The 15,842-nt window shown below is 65.0% G+C and carries 18 protein-coding genes and 1 tRNA gene; 12 read left to right on the forward strand and 7 right to left on the reverse strand.

Annotated elements, in window-relative coordinates:
- Positions 1-373: 373 nt before the first annotated feature.
- Positions 374-1,159 carry an SDR family NAD(P)-dependent oxidoreductase gene (locus ACT4OC_RS00565; RefSeq protein WP_444837151.1) on the reverse strand — a complete coding sequence of 262 codons (786 nt, stop codon included), beginning with the start codon at positions 1,157-1,159 and terminating at the stop codon, positions 374-376.
- Between the two features lie 132 nt (positions 1,160-1,291).
- Between ACT4OC_RS00565 and ACT4OC_RS00570 the strand changes: the two genes are divergently transcribed.
- From ACT4OC_RS00570 to ACT4OC_RS00580, 3 genes are all read left to right on the forward strand, one after another.
- Entirely contained in the window at positions 1,292-1,996 is a 705-nt protein-coding gene (locus ACT4OC_RS00570) for a histidine phosphatase family protein (protein WP_444837152.1), read from the forward strand.
- 47 nt (positions 1,997-2,043) lie between these two features.
- Entirely contained in the window at positions 2,044-2,811 is a 768-nt protein-coding gene (locus ACT4OC_RS00575) for an SDR family NAD(P)-dependent oxidoreductase (RefSeq protein ID WP_444837153.1), read from the forward strand.
- A gap of 115 nt (positions 2,812-2,926) precedes the next feature.
- Positions 2,927-3,340 (forward strand): hypothetical protein, encoded by a 414-nt coding sequence (locus tag ACT4OC_RS00580; protein WP_444837154.1) that lies wholly within the window; start codon positions 2,927-2,929, stop codon positions 3,338-3,340.
- Positions 3,341-3,356: 16 nt separating this feature from the next.
- Here the strand turns inward: ACT4OC_RS00580 and ACT4OC_RS00585 are convergent, their stop codons facing one another.
- Complete coding sequence (locus tag ACT4OC_RS00585) at positions 3,357-4,580, reverse strand: serine hydrolase domain-containing protein (RefSeq protein ID WP_444837155.1); 1,224 nt, start codon at positions 4,578-4,580, stop codon at positions 3,357-3,359.
- A 118-nt stretch (positions 4,581-4,698) separates the two neighbouring features.
- On the opposite strand from ACT4OC_RS00585, the gene ACT4OC_RS00590 reads away from it, so the two are divergent.
- Positions 4,699-5,376 (forward strand): DUF6778 family protein, encoded by a 678-nt coding sequence (locus ACT4OC_RS00590; RefSeq protein WP_444837156.1) that lies wholly within the window; start codon positions 4,699-4,701, stop codon positions 5,374-5,376.
- An 87-nt stretch (positions 5,377-5,463) separates the two neighbouring features.
- Positions 5,464-5,539: transfer RNA gene (locus tag ACT4OC_RS00595), tRNA-Trp, on the forward strand.
- A 48-nt stretch (positions 5,540-5,587) separates the two neighbouring features.
- Here ACT4OC_RS00595 and ACT4OC_RS00600 read toward each other — a convergent pair.
- From ACT4OC_RS00600 to ACT4OC_RS00610, 3 genes are read right to left on the reverse strand one after another with little or no spacing between them, the layout of a single operon-like run.
- A complete protein-coding gene (locus ACT4OC_RS00600) occupies positions 5,588-5,815 on the reverse strand; it encodes a hypothetical protein (protein ID WP_444837157.1) in 228 nt (75 codons plus the stop codon).
- 7 nt (positions 5,816-5,822) lie between these two features.
- Positions 5,823-6,014 carry a hypothetical protein gene (locus ACT4OC_RS00605; protein WP_444837158.1) on the reverse strand — a complete coding sequence of 64 codons (192 nt, stop codon included), beginning with the start codon at positions 6,012-6,014 and terminating at the stop codon, positions 5,823-5,825.
- 30 nt (positions 6,015-6,044) lie between these two features.
- Positions 6,045-6,878 (reverse strand): universal stress protein, encoded by an 834-nt coding sequence (locus ACT4OC_RS00610; RefSeq protein WP_444837159.1) that lies wholly within the window; start codon positions 6,876-6,878, stop codon positions 6,045-6,047.
- A gap of 159 nt (positions 6,879-7,037) precedes the next feature.
- Here ACT4OC_RS00610 and ACT4OC_RS00615 point away from each other — a divergent pair, with 159 nt between their 5' ends.
- Entirely contained in the window at positions 7,038-7,439 is a 402-nt protein-coding gene (locus ACT4OC_RS00615) for a hypothetical protein (protein WP_444837160.1), read from the forward strand.
- Positions 7,440-7,451: 12 nt separating this feature from the next.
- Positions 7,452-9,263: a PHA/PHB synthase family protein gene (locus ACT4OC_RS00620; protein ID WP_444837161.1), complete on the forward strand. Its 1,812-nt coding sequence runs from the start codon at positions 7,452-7,454 to the stop codon at positions 9,261-9,263.
- Here ACT4OC_RS00620 and ACT4OC_RS00625 read toward each other — a convergent pair.
- Both ACT4OC_RS00625 and ACT4OC_RS00630 read right to left on the reverse strand, forming a co-directional pair.
- Complete coding sequence (locus tag ACT4OC_RS00625) at positions 9,260-10,798, reverse strand: bifunctional aminoglycoside phosphotransferase/ATP-binding protein (RefSeq protein WP_444837162.1); 1,539 nt, start codon at positions 10,796-10,798, stop codon at positions 9,260-9,262. The two genes, ACT4OC_RS00620 and ACT4OC_RS00625, sit on opposite strands and share 4 nt — an antisense overlap.
- Positions 10,795-11,778 carry a zinc-dependent alcohol dehydrogenase family protein gene (locus ACT4OC_RS00630; RefSeq protein WP_444837163.1) on the reverse strand — a complete coding sequence of 328 codons (984 nt, stop codon included), beginning with the start codon at positions 11,776-11,778 and terminating at the stop codon, positions 10,795-10,797. Before ACT4OC_RS00630 ends, ACT4OC_RS00625 begins: the two co-directional genes overlap by 4 nt.
- A 355-nt stretch (positions 11,779-12,133) precedes the next feature.
- Here ACT4OC_RS00630 and secE point away from each other — a divergent pair, with 355 nt between their 5' ends.
- The 5 genes from secE to ACT4OC_RS00655 all read left to right on the forward strand — a co-directional run bounded on the left by secE (position 12,134) and on the right by ACT4OC_RS00655 (position 15,303).
- Positions 12,134-12,325, forward strand: coding sequence for a preprotein translocase subunit SecE (secE, locus tag ACT4OC_RS00635; protein WP_444837164.1), 192 nt, complete (start codon positions 12,134-12,136; stop codon positions 12,323-12,325).
- Between the two features lie 20 nt (positions 12,326-12,345).
- Positions 12,346-12,876, forward strand: a complete 531-nt coding sequence (gene nusG, locus ACT4OC_RS00640; protein ID WP_444837165.1) for a transcription termination/antitermination protein NusG — start codon at positions 12,346-12,348, stop codon at positions 12,874-12,876.
- Positions 12,877-13,140: 264 nt separating this feature from the next.
- Positions 13,141-13,569 carry a 50S ribosomal protein L11 gene (gene rplK / locus ACT4OC_RS00645; RefSeq protein ID WP_444837166.1) on the forward strand — a complete coding sequence of 143 codons (429 nt, stop codon included), beginning with the start codon at positions 13,141-13,143 and terminating at the stop codon, positions 13,567-13,569.
- Between the two features lie 6 nt (positions 13,570-13,575).
- On the forward strand, positions 13,576-14,268 hold the full coding sequence (gene rplA / locus ACT4OC_RS00650) for a 50S ribosomal protein L1 (protein WP_444837167.1): 693 nt from the start codon (positions 13,576-13,578) through the stop codon (positions 14,266-14,268).
- A gap of 81 nt (positions 14,269-14,349) precedes the next feature.
- Positions 14,350-15,303, forward strand: coding sequence for a 2-hydroxyacid dehydrogenase (locus ACT4OC_RS00655; protein WP_444837168.1), 954 nt, complete (start codon positions 14,350-14,352; stop codon positions 15,301-15,303).
- Positions 15,304-15,842: the final 539 nt, after the last annotated feature.

Below are 15,842 nucleotides of genomic sequence, written 5' to 3' on the forward strand. Positions count from 1 at the left end.
GCGCGGGGAAGGTCGGGATGTCCTGGCTGTACCTGTCAAATCCGTGTGCGTTTTCTTACTACCGTTGCACACGGTGCTGCGGGCGCAGCCGGCGCCCGGCCTTCTCCGCGCCCTCTATTCAAGAGGGAGCAAACGAAATAGCAAGACCCGGGCGAAATCGCGTCGCGGGAGTATTTTCGGCTGTTTGAAAACTGATAGGCAAACTCCGCTGTCGTCCCGGACAAGCGAGCGTAGCGAGCGCCGATCCGGGACCCATAACCACAGGACGTAGTTATGCGAAGGCTGGAGCTCCAGCTTGCTTCAACACTAATCCTGTGGTTATGGGCCCCGGCGTTCGCCGGGGCGACAGCGGAGCAAGTTGCGTGAGTTGGGCCTAAATCGGCTTGCCCGTATACGGCATCGATGCCGTGAGGCCGCCGTCCACCGGGATCGCCTGACCATTGACGTAACTCGCCTCGTCGCTCGCCAGAAACAGTCCCATCGCCGCGAGCTCATGCGGCTGGCCGGGACGCTTCAGCGGATTGAGCTGGCCGATCTTGTGATCGGTGCCGCGTTGCTTGGCATTGTCGAAGATCGGCTTGGTCATGCCGCTCTCGATCAGGCCGGGGCACACCGCGTTGATGCGCACGCCGGTGCCGGAGAGCGAATAGGCGGTGGTCTGCACAAGGCTGATGACGCCGGCCTTGCTGGCGGCGTAGGGATGTCCGCTGGCGCCGGACTTCAGGCCGGCCACCGAGGCCGTGCACACGATCGAGCCGTGGCCTTGCCTGGTCATGTGCGGGATCGAATGCTTGATGGCGAGGAACGGTCCGATCAGATTGACTCGCAGCACCTCCTGCCAATGCTCGACCGTCTGGTCGGCGAGCGGCACCAGGCCGCCGCTGACGCCGGCATTGGCCCAGATCGCATCGAGCTTGCCGTATTTCGCCACCGCCTTGTCGATGAACGCCTTCACGTCGGCCTCGACGCCAGCATCCGCCATCACGGCTTCCACGGTGCCGCCGGCGTCGCTCACGAGCTTTGCGGTCTCCTTGACGCCTTCGGTCTTGTCCACCGCGATCAGCTTTGCGCCTTCTTTCGTGAACAGCAGCGAGGCCGCCCGTCCAATGCCGCTGCCGGCGCCGGTGATCACGACAGATTTGCCTTCGAGGCGGCCCATGAGTTTCTCCCTGACAGCTGCTTGCGCCGACGCTTGCCGCGCAGCGGAATTTCAAACAAGATTTCAAACGGCAAAGTCACTTGAGACGATGTGTGCTCTGACGTAGGACGACACTAGTGAAGGGTTTTATGGATGTCCAATAACAACAAGCCTCATGTTGCCGTGACGCGCTGGTGGTGGATTCGCCACGCGCCGGTGCGCAGCGACGGCGGCAACATCTACGGCCAGTGGGATATCGAGTGCGATTGCGGCGACACCGAAGTGTTCGAGGCGGTCGCCAAGATTCTTCCGCGCAGCGCCGTTTGGTACGCGAGCAACCTGCAGCGCACGCATCAAACGGCGGAAGCGATCTGGGCAGCCGGATTTCCGCGGCCGGCGACGATGGCGCGCGAGGCGGCGTTCGCCGAACAAAATCTAGGGCAATGGCAGGGCATGAATCGCAAGGCGTTCCTCGCCAGTCTTCCGCTCGGCGGCCACTGGTTCGCGGAAGTCGATCAGCCCGCGCCGGGCGGCGAAAGCTTTCTCGATCTCTATAACCGTACTTGCGACGCGATCAGGCGCATCACCGCGGCGGAAGCGGGCAGGGATGTCATCGCGGTCGCACACGGCGGCACCATCAGGGCTGCGGTCGGCCTCGCGCTCGGCGGCCAGCCCGACAAGGGGCTCGCGTTCGACATCGACAATTGCTCGGTGACGCGGCTCGACCATTTTGCGGACAACGGCCGCAGCGTCTGGCGCCTGCCGATGGTCAACCAGCAGCCCTGGATGGCCGACGCCCGACACGCCGCGATGCATCAGCCGGCCGGTCCGGAAGTCGTGCAGACCAAACTGGCCTGACTCGAAACGAAACCGGCGCAATCGCCGAAGCCTCAGGGGAGAGAGACATGAGCTTGTTCGACATGAAGGGTAAAGTCGCCGTCATCACCGGCTCGACGCGCGGCATCGGCCGGGCGATTGCCGAGCGCATGGCCGAGCACGGCGCCAAGGTGGTGATCTCCTCGCGCAAGGCCGACGTCTGCGACCAGGTGGCCAAGGAGATCAACGACAAGTTCGGCAAGGGCACCGCGGTCGCGATCGCCGCCAACATCTCGTCCAAGGAAAACCTGCAGAACCTCGTCGACGAGAGCAACCGCGCCTTCGGCAAGATCGACGTGCTGGTCTGCAACGCCGCGTCGAATCCGTATTACGGTCCGCTGGCCGGCATTTCCGACGATCAGTTCCGGAAGATCCTCGACAACAACATCGTCGCCAACAACTGGCTGATCTCGATGGTGGTGCCGCAGATGATCGAGCGCAAGGACGGCTCGATCATCATCGTCTCCTCGGTCGGCGGCCTGAAGGGCTCGACCATCCTCGGCGCCTACGCGATCTCGAAGGCCGCCGACATGCAGCTCGCGCGTAACCTCGCCTGCGAATACGGCAAGCACAACATCCGCGTGAATTGCATCGCGCCGGGCCTGATCAAGACCGATTTCGCCAAGGCGTTGTGGGACAATCCGGAGAACCTGAAGGCCTCGACCGCGCGCTCGCCGCTGCTGCGCATCGGCACCCCCGACGAGATCGCCGGCGCCGCCGTGTTCATGGGTTCCGCCGCCGGCGACTTCATGACCGGCCAGACCGTGGTGATCGACGGCGGCGCGACGATCAGCTGATCGGGGGCCGGCCGCGCTCGCAAATTCGTGATGCGCAAGACGGAAGTCGTGACCGTAACGCGTTGCCGCTCTGCCCGTACCTTCGATGCAGTCTTGGCACCGTACGGAGATGAAGATGCGCAGCGTATGGAGGGGCGCCGCGGCCGCGGCGATATTGCTCAGCTTGCCTGGCCCTGCGCAGGCGGCGCAAAAGGATGTGTCGGGCGAATACGTGATGGCGGGCAAGGGCGTCGGGGAGAACGATCGGCCCTATGTCGGGACATGTACCTTGAAGGCCGTCGACACGATCTACGAAGTCTCTTGCTTCAACTCGGATACGAGGCACACCTATTCGGGCAAAGGAGTTCTGCTGGGCGAACAATTCTCGACGGTCATCGGCGACATGCTCAAAGGCGATCACTCCGCCGCCGTCTATGTGGGCGAATACCTCGTGGTCTATCAGCTCTCCCCGGACAACAGCATGAAGGGCCGCTGGGTCCACATGACGTCGGGCGCGCATGGAAACGAAACGCTCACGCCGATGCGGTGAGCGTTTCAACCGGACGTCACTCCACCGCCGCGTACACCAGATTGCGCACCAGCGAGCGGGTGTACTGCCGCTGGCCCGGGCCCTGCATCATGAAGACGGCGAACAGCTCTTCCCTTGGGTCGATCCAGAAGAATGTGCCCGCCATGCCGCTCCAGAAGAATTGTCCCGTCGATCCCAGGAAGGGGGCAATGCCGGCTTCCGTGCGCATGGCAAAGCCGAGGCCGAAGCGGTGGCCCGCCGGCACCAGGTCGCCCTTGATCACGACATCAGGCGCCAGATGGTCGGAAGCCATCAACTCCAGCGTCTTGCGCCCGACGATCCTGTTGCCGTCGAGCGAGCCGCCACCCAGCAGCATCGCGCAGAAGCGTGCATAGTCCATGGTGGTCGACACCAGCCCACCGCCGCCGGATTCCATCACCGGCTTCTCGAGCATGTTGAAGAGCTTGACCTCCTCGCCGTTCCACGGGTCCTTCGCGAAGGGCTCGGCCAGCCGCCCGGCATTCGCTTCGCCGGTGAAGAAGGCGGTCTCCGTCATCTGCAGCGGCGCCAGGATGCGCTCGGTCAGGAACGCGCCGAGCGGCTTGCCGCTGACGACCTCGATGATGCGGCCGAGGATGTCGGTGGAGCGGCTGTAGTTCCAGTCCGTGCCGGGCTGGCAGGCCAGCGGGATGGCGGCGAGCATGGTGGCGTGCTCTGCATTGCTGATCTTGCGGCTGCGCAGTCGAGACTCATTGTAGAGCTGCTGCACGGGGCCATTGCCGGTGTGGTCGTAGGTGAGGCCGGAGGTGTGCCGCAGCAGGTCCTGCACCGTCATCTGCCGCCTGGCCGGCACAAGCTCGAGCTTGCCGTTGTTCTCGACGCCGACCTTGGTCTCGGAAAACTCCGGAATGAACTTGGCGACGGGATCGCTCAGCAGGAAATGGCCGTCCTCCAGCAACTGCATGATGCCGATCGAGACGATCGGCTTGGTCATGGAGAAAATGCGGAAGATCGTGTCATGCGCCATCGGCGCCGAAGCGGCCGGGCTCTGCCGGCCGATCGCGTCGAACCAGCCGATCTGGCCCTTGCGTGCCACCAGGACGGTCGCGCCGGGCAGGGTGCCCCTGTCGACCTCGCGCTTGAACGCGTCCGAGAGCTTCTGCAGCCGCGCGCCGGAGAGCCCGATCGCCTCCGGTTTGGCCTGGGGGAGGGACGGCGTTTGCGGGGCGGATGTCTTCAGGGCGGCAGCTTGCGCGTTCATGGTCTCTCCCGCGGGTTTTTTGTTTCAGCTTGGGACAAAGTCTGGCGCAGAAGCTTTGGTTTGAACAGCGCATTTCCTGCACGGCATCAGTGTCCCCGTTGCAGAACCGGAACGGGAGTTGCGCAACTGTTTCGAGACAATTAAGAGTAGCTTTGCGGGGCAGAGGAGCATTTCCGTGGGGATATTTGGGGGGCTGGCGCGGCTTGCCGTGCTTGGAGGAGCGCTCGCGCTTGTGGGCTGCAAGACCGTCGAGAATTCACTGACGGCAAACGATGTTTCGAGCATGAGGCTGGCAGGGGTGACCGTCAGCTTTACGCCGGATGCGAGGGTGCTGTGGGACGAAAGCGTCCGCGCTTACGCAGCTTCCAAGGCGATTCCCGATGACGAGATCGGCAAGGCGATGGACACGCCGGAGGCCAAGGCCTACGTGCGGAAAATGCTTGCGCCGCGCGTCAAGGCGAGCGTCGAGCAGGCGATGGCCGGGCAGCTCAATGGGGCGCGGCCGGTTCGGCTCGACATTATCGTCAAGAACTTTGCGCTTCCGTCGGCCATGCAGCGCGTCATGGTTGGTGGGGCCCGCGAAATGACGGCGGACGCCAATCTGGTGGACGCGAAAACGGGCGCGGTGATCATCGCCTATCCCGAAATGCGGTCGTTCTTGATGGCCGGGCAGGGGGTGCTTGGGGCCGCAGTGCAGGCGGCAGCGGATAGTGCCGCCAGTCGAGCTGTCGTCGATCAGGTGACCGACCGCTATGCACAGGACTACCGCAATTGGTTGTTGCGGCGGGCGACCTGACAGCGGGCTCGGTCGCTTGGCACTTGCAATCCGGGCATGGCCTATGCTTGAAACGGCGCGAACCGGCGGCGACGCCAGGTTCCCTGCAGGAGTGTAGCTCAATTGGTAGAGCACCGGTCTCCAAAACCGGGGGTCGCAGGTTCGAGCCCTGCCACTCCTGCCATCTTTTCAATCACTTAGCGGAAATATCGATCGCGGGCGGAAAGCTCGATCAGCCGTGTCCGGCGGGGCTGAGCGGCGAGGTGGCGCGCAATTCGACGGCGTCCGCAAAGATGGTCCAGTCGGCAAGGTGCCGCTTGCCGCAGACCTGCACTTCGGCGAGCCGGAGCGCCTCATGCGCGGTCGGCGCCTCCACCATGGTCACGCTCTGGCAGGTGTCGTGCTCGTGGCCGGAATCGTCGCAAAGCTTCTTGATGTACTTGATCTCGAAGAAGGGCATCGGCGCCTCACTTCCCGGGTTTGTCGGCGAGCGGCGTTCGCCGCAGCGTCCATGCCGCCGCAGCCAGCGCAAGACCGACGATCAGGATAACCGCAACCAGCATTTCGACAACGCCAAAATTGAGCGCATCGCGCGAGACGAACAGGGCAGCGATCGGCGCCGCCAGGAACAACAGGCTACGGATGATCCACGCCAGCATGTCGTCTTCCTTTGCTCGCTGCCCGGCCGCTCAGTGCGACATCAGCGTCGGCACCGTCATCGACTCCAGCATGTCGCGGGTGACGCCGCCGAATACCGTTTCCTTCAGGCGGGAGTGGCCATAACCGCCCATCACGAGCAGGTTGAGGCTCTCGTCGGCCGCCAGCGACAGGATGCTGGACTGGATGTTGGCCTTCTCGGTCTTCAGGCTGTCGATCTCGGTCGGCACCCCCAGCCGCGCCAGGTAGCGCACCAGGTGCGCCGCGGTGGCATCGGCGGGAACGTTCGCCGCGTTGATGGTGATGATCGTGATCGCCTGGGCCTGCTCGAGCAGCGGCATGGCGTCGCGCACCGCGCGCGCGGCGAGCCGGCTGCCGTCCCAGCAGATACCGACGCGCTTGACCTGGAACGCACCTTTGAAGGTATAGGGCATGAACAGCACCGGACCGCCCGACTGGAACAGGATTTCCTGGGACAGCGTGTTGTCGAACGTATCGCGCGCGAATTCCGGCTGCGCCACGACCGCGAGGTCGTAAAGCCGCGCCGTGGCCCCGAGGATGGCGGCGGCCTCGCCCTGCAATGCGCTGATGGCGCGGCTGGAATGGACCAGTCCGGCGCGTTTGGCCTCTGCCTCGAACACGGCAAGCGCGGCATGGGCGCGCTCCAGCGCCTTTTCGCGCTCGACCTCGAAAATCGAGGCGACCGCTGCGCCGCCTTCGGCGACCAGCGGCAGGCTGGAGGATTCATAGCCGACCGACACCGCGTCGAGCTGCGCCTGACAACGCGCCGCGAGCGAGATCGCGCCGTCGATCACGGGCTGCGGCGAACGTTCGGTGGGAATGCTGACCAGAAGGTTTTTGTACATGTGCCGCTCCATCGGAAAGTATTGCGCGCCTGGCTTCTTCTAGCCCTGCCGATCTGCCGCGGATTGAGCCAAATCAAGTGGCAGGCGATGCCGAAGGCCTAAGTTTTTTAGGCAGATGCAGCGCCTGTCGCGATGCCAATTCGAGGACGGAAATCGACCATGACCAAAGCCAGCGCAAAACCGGCCGACATCGAGCACGCCCATGCCGTGGTCTGGATCGATCACCTGACGGCGAAGATCTTTCCGATGGGACTGGCGGGTGTCGGCGAGGTGGTCTTGCATGCGAATCCTTCCTCGGCCCATCTGCATCACAAGGCCAACAGCATCGGCTCCGGCCGTGCCGAGGAGGACAGGAGCTTCCTGCCGACGGTGGCGGAGTCCTTGCTGTTCTGCCGCGACATTCTGATCGTCGGACCGGGGATCGAAAAGGCAGCATTGCTGCAGTATCTGCAGGAGAATCGCACAGACCTGGCCGCGAACCGGCTGCACGTCGAGGCCAGCGACCATCCGACCGACCGCGAGATCATCGCGCTCGGCCGACGCCGCTTCGGCCTCGAGTAAAGGAGCGTCGCGATGAAACCGCGCGCCTCTGCCAGCCAGCAACTCGTGCCGTTCCCCGTTCAGGCATCCGTCGTGCCGGAGGGGCCGTGTGCGTGCGCTCCACCCGTGTCGCCGTCGATTGCCGATGCGATCGACCGTTCGCTGCACGCCACCATCGCGCGCTTCACCGGCGGCGTTTCGCCGGCGGCGCTGGCGCTGGCCTTTGCCGACTGGCAGCTGCACCTGGCGGCATCGCCCGGCAAGCAGCTCGCGCTCGCGGGCGAAGCTGCGCGCAGCAGCTATCGTTTCGCCCAGGCTTTGGCCCTTCCCAATGCGAAATTCGCGCCCTGGTCTCTGATCGGGCCCGCACCCGCCGACCGCCGCTTCTCGGCACCCGACTGGGAGCTGCCGCCCTTCAACATGATGGCACAGGCCTTCCTGCTCACCGAGCAATGGTGGCATTCCGCCGCCTCCGGCGTGCGCGGGCTGTCGCAAGCGAATGCGGCGATTGCCGACTTTGCGATGCGGCAGTGTCTGGACATGGCGGCGCCATCCAATTTCGCCTTCGGCAATCCGGAGGTCTGGCGAAGAACCATGGAAACCGGGGGCGGCAATCTCGCCGCCGGCCTGCACAATTGGCTCGAGGATGCGCACGCGCTGCTCGAATCGGCCGCGCGCGGCGAGGCGAGGCCGTTCGCCGTCGGCAAGGACGTTGCGACCGCGCCCGGCAAGGTGGTCTATCGCAACCGGCTGATCGAACTGATCCAGTATGCGCCACAGACGGCGGAAGTCCGCCCCGAGCCGGTGCTGATCGTGCCGGCCTGGATCATGAAGTACTACATCCTCGATCTGTCGCCGCACAATTCGCTGGTGCGCTACCTCGTCGGGCAGGGATTTACGGTGTTCATGATCTCCTGGCGCAATCCGACGGAGGAGGATCGCGAACTCGGCCTGGAGGATTATCGCAAGCTCGGCATCGACGCTTCGATTGCCGCGATCAATTCGATCGTGCCGGGACAGCCGATCCACGCGGCGGGCTATTGCCTCGGCGGCACGCTGCTCTCGATCGCCGCCGCGCACCTCGCCACGACGCGGCCGGATTGCCTGCGCTCGCTGACGCTGCTGGCGGCGCAGACCGATTTCACCGAAGCGGGCGAGCTGACGCTTTTCATCAACGAGAGCCAGGTCGCCTTCCTCGAGGACATGATGTGGGAGCGCGGCGTGCTCGGCACCGAGCAGATGGCCGGCGCCTTCCGGATCCTGCGCTCCAACGACCTGATCTGGTCGCGCGCGGTCCGCGCCTATCTGATGGGTGAGCGCGCCGTGCCGAACGACCTGATGTCGTGGAATGCGGACGCCACGCGCATGCCCTACCGGATGCATTCCGAGTATCTGCGCCGGCTGTTCCTCAACAACGAGCTGGCGGAAGGCCGCTACTGCGCCGGCTGCGACCTGGTCTCGCTGTCCGACCTTCACGCCCCGATGTTCGTGGTGGGCACACTGCGCGATCACGTGGCGCCATGGCGCTCGACCTACAAGATCAACTACCTCGCGGCCGACGCCGACATCACCTATGTGCTGGCCAGCGGCGGCCACAACGCCGGCATCGTCGCGCCGCCGGGCGAGGCGGGGCACAGCTACCAGGTGCTCGGCAAGATGGCCGATGCGCCATATCTCGGCCCCGACGAGTGGCTCGGTCACGCGGCGAAGCATGAGGGTTCGTGGTGGCCGGAATGGGTGCACTTTCTGAGCCAGCATTCCGGCGCGCCCGCCGCCGCGCCGCCGCTGGGAACGAAGCAGGGGACTTTGATGGATGCTCCCGGTCAATATGTGCTGCAATCCTAGGATGGAGATAGATGCGGCGCAGCCCGCGCCAGCGTTTCGTCCGGCGATCCCGACGCTTCGATGAGCGGCCAGTCGATCGCGCCCAGGTCGATGGCTTCCTGTCCGAGCGCGACCGCCTCCGTCGCATCCGACGCATCGGCGCGGCGCGAGCCGATGCGCCGTGCGCGGACATCGGGCGTGGCGATCAGGAAGACGCCGTGGAATTCGATACCGGCGGCGCGGGCGATTGCCGCGGCAGTCGTCCGCTCGGCCTCCGTAAGGAACGCCGCATCCAGGATGGCCGAGTGTCCCTGCGCCAGCACTTTGCGGGCGCGCTCGAACATCTCGCCATAGACGCGGTCCGCGCTTTCGCTTGTATAGGCCGCCGCGGGCAGCCGCGTCAGAACATCGACTCCGGCGAGTTCCTTGCGGATGACGTCCGAGCGCAGCAGCACCGCGCCGGGCGCCGGCGCGATCCGTCCGGCGATGCCGCGGGCGAGCTCGCTCTTGCCGGTTCCGGAGCGCCCGCCGATCGCGATCAGCGATGGCTTGCCCGGCGCGATCAGCTTCAGCGCCAGCGCGAAATAGGATTTCGCGTCGGCGAGGCAGGAGGGATCGTCCGGACGAAGCTCGTGCTTGGTGAACGACACCAGTGCGCGGACCGCGGCACGGATGGACAGGAACAGCGGAAGCAGCGACAGCCCGTCGCCGTGCTCGCGCCAGGTGGACTGCAAATAGCCGTTGAGCAAGCGGTTCGCCGCATCGGCTTCGCCAAAGTGCAGGAAGTCCATGATCGGGAAGGCGAGATCGTAGAGCAGGTCCGTCGTCGCCATTGCAGCATCGAATTCGATGGCGTCGAACAGGACGGGCTTTTCGCCGATCATGACGATGTTGGCGAGATGCGCATCGCCATGGCAGCGCCGCACCAGCCCGGCTGAGGCGCGCCGTTGCAACAGGGCGAGTTGGTTGCGCAGGTGCCGGTGACTGAGTTCGTGCAGCCGGTCGACCTCGCCGGCTGGCAGCGCGCTCTGCTCGCGGAATTTGTCGGTGTTGCGATCGATGATGGTCGCGACCGAAGCCGGCCATTGCGATCCCTTGGCAATCGGCGCGCCGGCATGGGAAGTGCGCATCGTTTCGACCAGCGCGTCCGCCGCGCCGGACGGAACGGCGCGCGCCGCGGCGAGATGGTCGAGCGTGCGCGTCTCGTCGAAGCGCGCCATTTCCACCGCCCACTCGACCGGCGGCCCCTTGCCGTCGAGCGCAAGCCCGTCCGCTTCGCGGGTGACGGCCACCACCCGGCGATAGATTGCTGGCGCGTTGCGGGCGTTGACGGTGAGCTCCTGCTCGCAGCAGAGCCTGCGCCGCTCCAGTGTCGAGTTGTCGAGGAAAGGTAGCCTGATCGCACGCTTGATCTTCAACACGCGATCGGCGGCAAGGAACACGATCGAGATATGAGTATCGACGCGCTTCATTGGCACGCCGGTGCCGGCGCCGCCGGCGAGAAACGCCAGAACTTCGTCCTGTCCGGACGCATTGGATTGCAGAGGTGCGGTCACGGTTGCAGCACCGCAGCGCCAACGAGTTTTCCCTCGCGCAATTGCGCCAGCGCCTCGTTGGCGCGTTGCAGCGGAAACACCGTCGTGTGCGTTCTGATGTTCGCCTGCGCCGCGACCTTCAGGAAGTCGATCCCGTCCTGCCGGGTCAGATTGGCGACCGAGACGAGCTGCCGCTCCTGCCAAAGGATGCTGTAGGGGAAGGCCGGGATGTCGGACATGTGAATGCCGGCGCACACCACGCGGCCGCCTTTGCGCACGGCGCGCAAGGCGAGCGGCACCAGCGCGCCGACGGGGGCATAGATGATCGCGGCATCGAGCGGCACCGGCGGCGCATCTTCGGAGGCGCCGGCCCAGACCGCGCCGAGCGCGCGCGCCAAGGCCTGCGCTTCGCCGTCTCCGTTGCGCGTGAAGGCATAGACCGAACGGTCTTGCCACCGCGCAACTTGCGCGACGATGTGGCCCGCCGCGCCAAAACCGTAGATGCCGATGTGCTTGCCGTCGCCAGCCATTGCCAGCGACCGCCAGCCGATCAGCCCGGCACAGAGAAGGGGAGCGAGCGTCGCGTCGTCGCCATCCTCGCCGAGCGGAAAACAATAGCGGGCGTCGGCAACGAGATGCGTCGCAAAGCCGCCGTCGCGGGTATAGCCGGTGAATTGCGGGCGGTCGCAGAGATTTTCTCGGCCCTCCTCGCAATAGGCGCAGTGTCCGCAGGTCCAGCCGAGCCACGGCACGCCGACCCGCATGCCCGGCATCAGATCGGCGACACTGGTCCCGACCGCATCGATTCGGCCGACGACTTCGTGACCGGGCACGATGGGATAGCGGATGTCGGGCAGCTCGCCGTCGACGACGTGCAGATCGGTCCGGCAGACGCCGCAGGCGCTCACTTTCACGCGCACCTCGCCGGCGCCGGGGACGGCGTCCGGACGCTCTTGCATCGTAAGTGCCGCCCCGGGGGCGGCGAGAACCATGGCTTGCATCGGGACTTCCTGACAGCGGGCATTGGCAATCTTGCCCAACGCGGCAAAGCCGGCTTGATCTCCCGCAACGTCAAGGGAGTCGGCTAACCCCTTGAAATCGATCGGCCCGTTGGGCCAGAACTTAACGCCGCCGGGACAGTTTGGTCCCGCCCATACCTTGACCTTTGCCCCGCCACCGAGTAGATACCCGCCACCTGCTGCCGGCCCGTTTTCGGATCTCCGGCGCGGCGTTGAATTCCCCCGACAATCGAGCTCGTTTTGCGGCTCATCCTTCCGACGAGGGCTGGGCTGATATCGGCTGCTCGGGAATCCCGTAAAATCAAACATCGTCTCGCGACGGCCTTGGATCGACAGAATGGCTTTCAGCCCGTTCAAATTCCTGCAGGAAGTGCGCTCGGAGGCCGGCAAGGTCACCTGGCCGACCCGCCGTGAGGTGACCGTCACGACCATCATGGTGTTCATCATGGTGGCGCTGGCGTCGGTCTTCTTCTTGTTCGCGGACCTGATCATCCGCTATTTCGTTACATTTCTGCTGGGCATCCGCTGATGAGCGCCGGAACTCAACTTATGGACAAGCGCTGGTATATCGTTCACGCCTATTCGAACTTCGAGAAGAAGGTCGCGGAATCGATCCGCGAGCAGGCCAAGCAGCGCGGGCTCGAGGAATTGTTCGAGCAGGTGCTGGTGCCGACCGAGAAGGTCACCGAGGTGCGCCGCGGCCGCAAGATCGACGCCGAGCGCAAGTTCTTCCCGGGCTACGTGCTGGTGAAGATGAAGCTGACCGACGAGGCGTTTCATCTGATCAAGAATACGCCCAAGGTGACCGGCTTTCTCGGCGCCGAAAACAAGCCGATGCCGATCTCCGAGACCGAGGCCATGCGCATCCTGCACCAGGTGCAGGAGGGCGTGGAGCGGCCGAAGGCGTCGGTGACGTTCGAGATCGGCGAGAACGTCCGCGTGGCGGATGGTCCGTTCGCTTCGTTCTCGGGTGTGGTCGAGGAAATCGACGAGGCGCGTTCGCGCGTGAAGGTCGCGGTGTCGATCTTCGGCCGCGCGACCCCGGTCGAACTGGAATTCGGTCAGGTCGAGAAGGTCTGATCGTCTTGTCATTGCCGGGCTTGACCCGCCTGCGGGGCCGAAGCCCCTTCGGCGCGGCGAAGGCCCGGCAATCCATCCGCTTCGCAAGAAGTTTTTGCGAAATGGGATGGATGCCCGGATCAAGTCCGGGCATGACGGAAGTGGGGGCGGCGACGCCTCCGGAATGCCGTGGAAGGGGACTGACGGTTGCCAGCCGTCATGCGAACCGCACCACGGTCCTGTGAAGTTTCCGGAATGGTCCGGAAACAGCATGAGGAGTGACACATGGCAAAGAAAGTGACCGGATACCTGAAGCTTCAGGTGCCGGCGGGAGCTGCGAATCCGTCGCCCCCGATCGGCCCCGCGCTTGGTCAGCGCGGCCTGAACATCATGGAGTTCTGCAAGGCGTTCAACGCCCAGACCCAGAAGGAAGAGAAGAACACCCCGATCCCGGTGATCATCACCATCTATGCGGATCGTTCCTTCACCTTCGAGATGAAGACGCCGCCGATGTCCTTCTTCCTCAAGAAGGCCGCCAATATCGAATCCGGCTCGAAAGCTCCGGGTCGCGACAAGGCCGGCAAGGTGACACGCGCGCAGGTGCGCGAGATCGCCGAGAAGAAGATGAAGGATCTCAATTGCGACAGCATCGAATCGGCCATGAAGATGGTCGAGGGCTCCGCCCGTTCGATGGGTCTGGAAGTTGCGGGGTAAGGCGCCATGGCAATCGGAAAACGTTTGAAGTCCGCCCGCGAAGGCGTCGATCGCGAAAAGATGTACCCGCTGGCCGAGGCCATCAAGATGGTCAAGGCACGCGCCAAGGCCAAGTTCGACGAGACCATCGAGATCGCGATCAATCTCGGCGTCGATCCGCGCCATGCCGACCAGATGGTCCGCGGCGTCGTCACCCTGCCGAACGGCACCGGCCGCACGCTGCGCGTCGGCGTGTTCGCGCGCGGTGCGAAAGCGGAAGAAGCCAAGGCTGCCGGGGCCGACGTGGTCGGCGCCGAAGACCTGGTGGAGAAGGTGCAGGGCGGCAACATCGATTTCGATCGCTGTATCGCCACCCCCGACATGATGCCGCTGGTCGGCCGCCTCGGTAAGGTGCTCGGGCCCCGCGGCATGATGCCGAACCCGAAGATCGGCACCGTGACCATGGACGTCACGACAGCCGTGAAGGGCGCCAAGGGCGGCTCGGTCGAGTTCCGCGTCGAGAAGGCCGGCATCGTGCAGGCCGGCGTCGGCAAGGCCTCGTTCTCCGAGGAAAAGCTGGTGCAGAACGTCAAGGCGCTCGCGGATGCGGTCGCCAAGGCCAAGCCCGCCGGCGCCAAGGGTACCTACATCCAGCGTGTTGCGGTCTCCTCCACCATGGGACCGGGCGTGAAGGTCGAGCCGGGCACGCTGCACGACTGATGTGCGGCCGGAAGGCATGAAGATTAGAGGGCGGGACCGGGAAACCGGTTCCGCCTTTTTCGTTTGAAGGAAGAGGCCGCGATGCCCGAAAAAGTCCTGATCCTCCACCGCTTCCCGAAATCGCAGATGGTGCGCATCAGCCAGTGCTACGAGCTGATGGATGCGGCGGGGAAGAAGCCCGGCGAGGTATTTTCGGCAGACGAGCTCGGCTCCGTTCGCGCCGTGCTGGCCGCAGGCGGCCAAAAACTCGGCGGCGACGTCATGGATCTCCTGCCGCGGCTCGGCGCCATCGTCTGCTACGGCACCGGCTATGACGGCGTCGACCTCAAGGCCGCCGCCGAGCGCAACATCGCGGTCGGCAACAGTCCCGGCGCCAACGCTTCTTCCGTCGCCGACATGGCGCTCGCCCTGACGCTTTCGAGCGTGCGGCGCATCCTGGTCGCCGACGGCTTTGTCCGCGACGGCAGCTGGGCCGCCTCGAAGCCTTCGCCGCTGATGCGGCCGCAGAACGGCATGGGCGGACGCAAGGTCGGCGTCTACGGCATGGGCGAGATCGGCCGCCGCATCGCTTCCCGCGTCGCCGCCTTCGAGAGCGAGGTCGGCTATTTCAGCCGCAGCCGCTACGACCTGCCGTACCGTTATTTCGAGAGCCTGGAGGCGCTGGCCGACTGGTGCAGCGTGCTTGTTATCGCGGTGCGCGCCGGGCGGGAGACGCATCACGTCGTGGGCGCCGACATCTTGCGGCGGCTCGGCGCGGATGGACACGTCGTCAACATCGCGCGCGGCTCGGTGATCGACCAGCCGGCGTTGATCGCAGCCCTCACCGACAGGACCATCGCCGGCGCCGGCCTCGACGTCTTCGCCGGGGAGCCGCACGCGCCCGATGCGTTGACCGCGCTGCCCAACGTCGTGCTCGCCCCGCATGTCGGCGGCCACACGCTGGAAGGTCATGTCTCGATGCAGGACTGCGTGATGGCGAATTTGGAGGCGTTCTTTGCGGGGAGGCCGCTGCCGTTTGCGGTGAAGGCGGGGTAGGCGCAACTCGCGCTGCTTGCTCCGCTGTCGCCCCGGCGAAGGCCGGGGCCTATAACCACAGGGTTGCGTTGTTGAAGCAAGCTGGAGCTCCAGCCTTCGCATAACTGCGTCCTGTGTTTATGGGTCCCGGATCGGCGCTCGCGGAGCCTGTCATCGGGCGCGCATTCGCGCGACCCGTTGGCTCGCTTGTCCGGGACGACAGCGGAATTTGCGGATTCAGTTTTCAAACGGCCGAAAGCATTCTCGCAGCGTGTTTCTCGCTCGAGCCTTGCCAATTCGTTGCTCCCTCTTGAACAGAGGGCGCAGGGAAAGCCGGGCGCTGGCTGCGCCCGTAGCACCGTGTGCAACGGTAGTGGAAGAACGCACACGGATTTGACAGGTACAGCCGAGACAGCCCGACTTTCCCCGCGCAATGGTTTACGGCTTATACGTGATCTCCCCGGTGAGCGGCCTTTATTGTCACCGTTGCCGAGCCCGCACAGGCAGGCCGGATAGACGCCAGGGTCGCGGCGCCAGGACCACACGACTTCGCCGTCCGC

Origin of the sequence: Bradyrhizobium sp. (assembly GCF_052389815.1) — a bacterium.
Lineage (GTDB): Bacteria > Pseudomonadota > Alphaproteobacteria > Rhizobiales > Xanthobacteraceae > Bradyrhizobium.

Bases quoted from the DNA above. Each gene is read 5' to 3' on its own strand.
- ACT4OC_RS00565 (WP_444837151.1), bottom strand. From the start codon at position 1,159: ATGGGCCGCCTCGAAGGCAAATCTGTCGTGATCACCGGCGCCGGCAGC.
- ACT4OC_RS00570 (WP_444837152.1), top strand. From the start codon at position 1,292: ATGTCCAATAACAACAAGCCTCATGTTGCCGTGACGCGCTGGTGGTGG.
- ACT4OC_RS00575 (WP_444837153.1), top strand. From the start codon at position 2,044: ATGAGCTTGTTCGACATGAAGGGTAAAGTCGCCGTCATCACCGGCTCG.
- ACT4OC_RS00580 (WP_444837154.1), top strand. From the start codon at position 2,927: ATGCGCAGCGTATGGAGGGGCGCCGCGGCCGCGGCGATATTGCTCAGC.
- ACT4OC_RS00585 (WP_444837155.1), bottom strand. From the start codon at position 4,580: ATGAACGCGCAAGCTGCCGCCCTGAAGACATCCGCCCCGCAAACGCCG.
- ACT4OC_RS00600 (WP_444837157.1), bottom strand. From the start codon at position 5,815: ATGCCCTTCTTCGAGATCAAGTACATCAAGAAGCTTTGCGACGATTCC.
- ACT4OC_RS00605 (WP_444837158.1), bottom strand. From the start codon at position 6,014: ATGCTGGCGTGGATCATCCGTAGCCTGTTGTTCCTGGCGGCGCCGATC.
- ACT4OC_RS00610 (WP_444837159.1), bottom strand. From the start codon at position 6,878: ATGTACAAAAACCTTCTGGTCAGCATTCCCACCGAACGTTCGCCGCAG.
- ACT4OC_RS00615 (WP_444837160.1), top strand. From the start codon at position 7,038: ATGACCAAAGCCAGCGCAAAACCGGCCGACATCGAGCACGCCCATGCC.
- ACT4OC_RS00620 (WP_444837161.1), top strand. From the start codon at position 7,452: ATGAAACCGCGCGCCTCTGCCAGCCAGCAACTCGTGCCGTTCCCCGTT.
- ACT4OC_RS00630 (WP_444837163.1), bottom strand. From the start codon at position 11,778: ATGCAAGCCATGGTTCTCGCCGCCCCCGGGGCGGCACTTACGATGCAA.
- secE (WP_444837164.1), top strand. From the start codon at position 12,134: ATGGCTTTCAGCCCGTTCAAATTCCTGCAGGAAGTGCGCTCGGAGGCC.
- nusG (WP_444837165.1), top strand. From the start codon at position 12,346: ATGGACAAGCGCTGGTATATCGTTCACGCCTATTCGAACTTCGAGAAG.
- rplK (WP_444837166.1), top strand. From the start codon at position 13,141: ATGGCAAAGAAAGTGACCGGATACCTGAAGCTTCAGGTGCCGGCGGGA.
- rplA (WP_444837167.1), top strand. From the start codon at position 13,576: ATGGCAATCGGAAAACGTTTGAAGTCCGCCCGCGAAGGCGTCGATCGC.
- ACT4OC_RS00655 (WP_444837168.1), top strand. From the start codon at position 14,350: ATGCCCGAAAAAGTCCTGATCCTCCACCGCTTCCCGAAATCGCAGATG.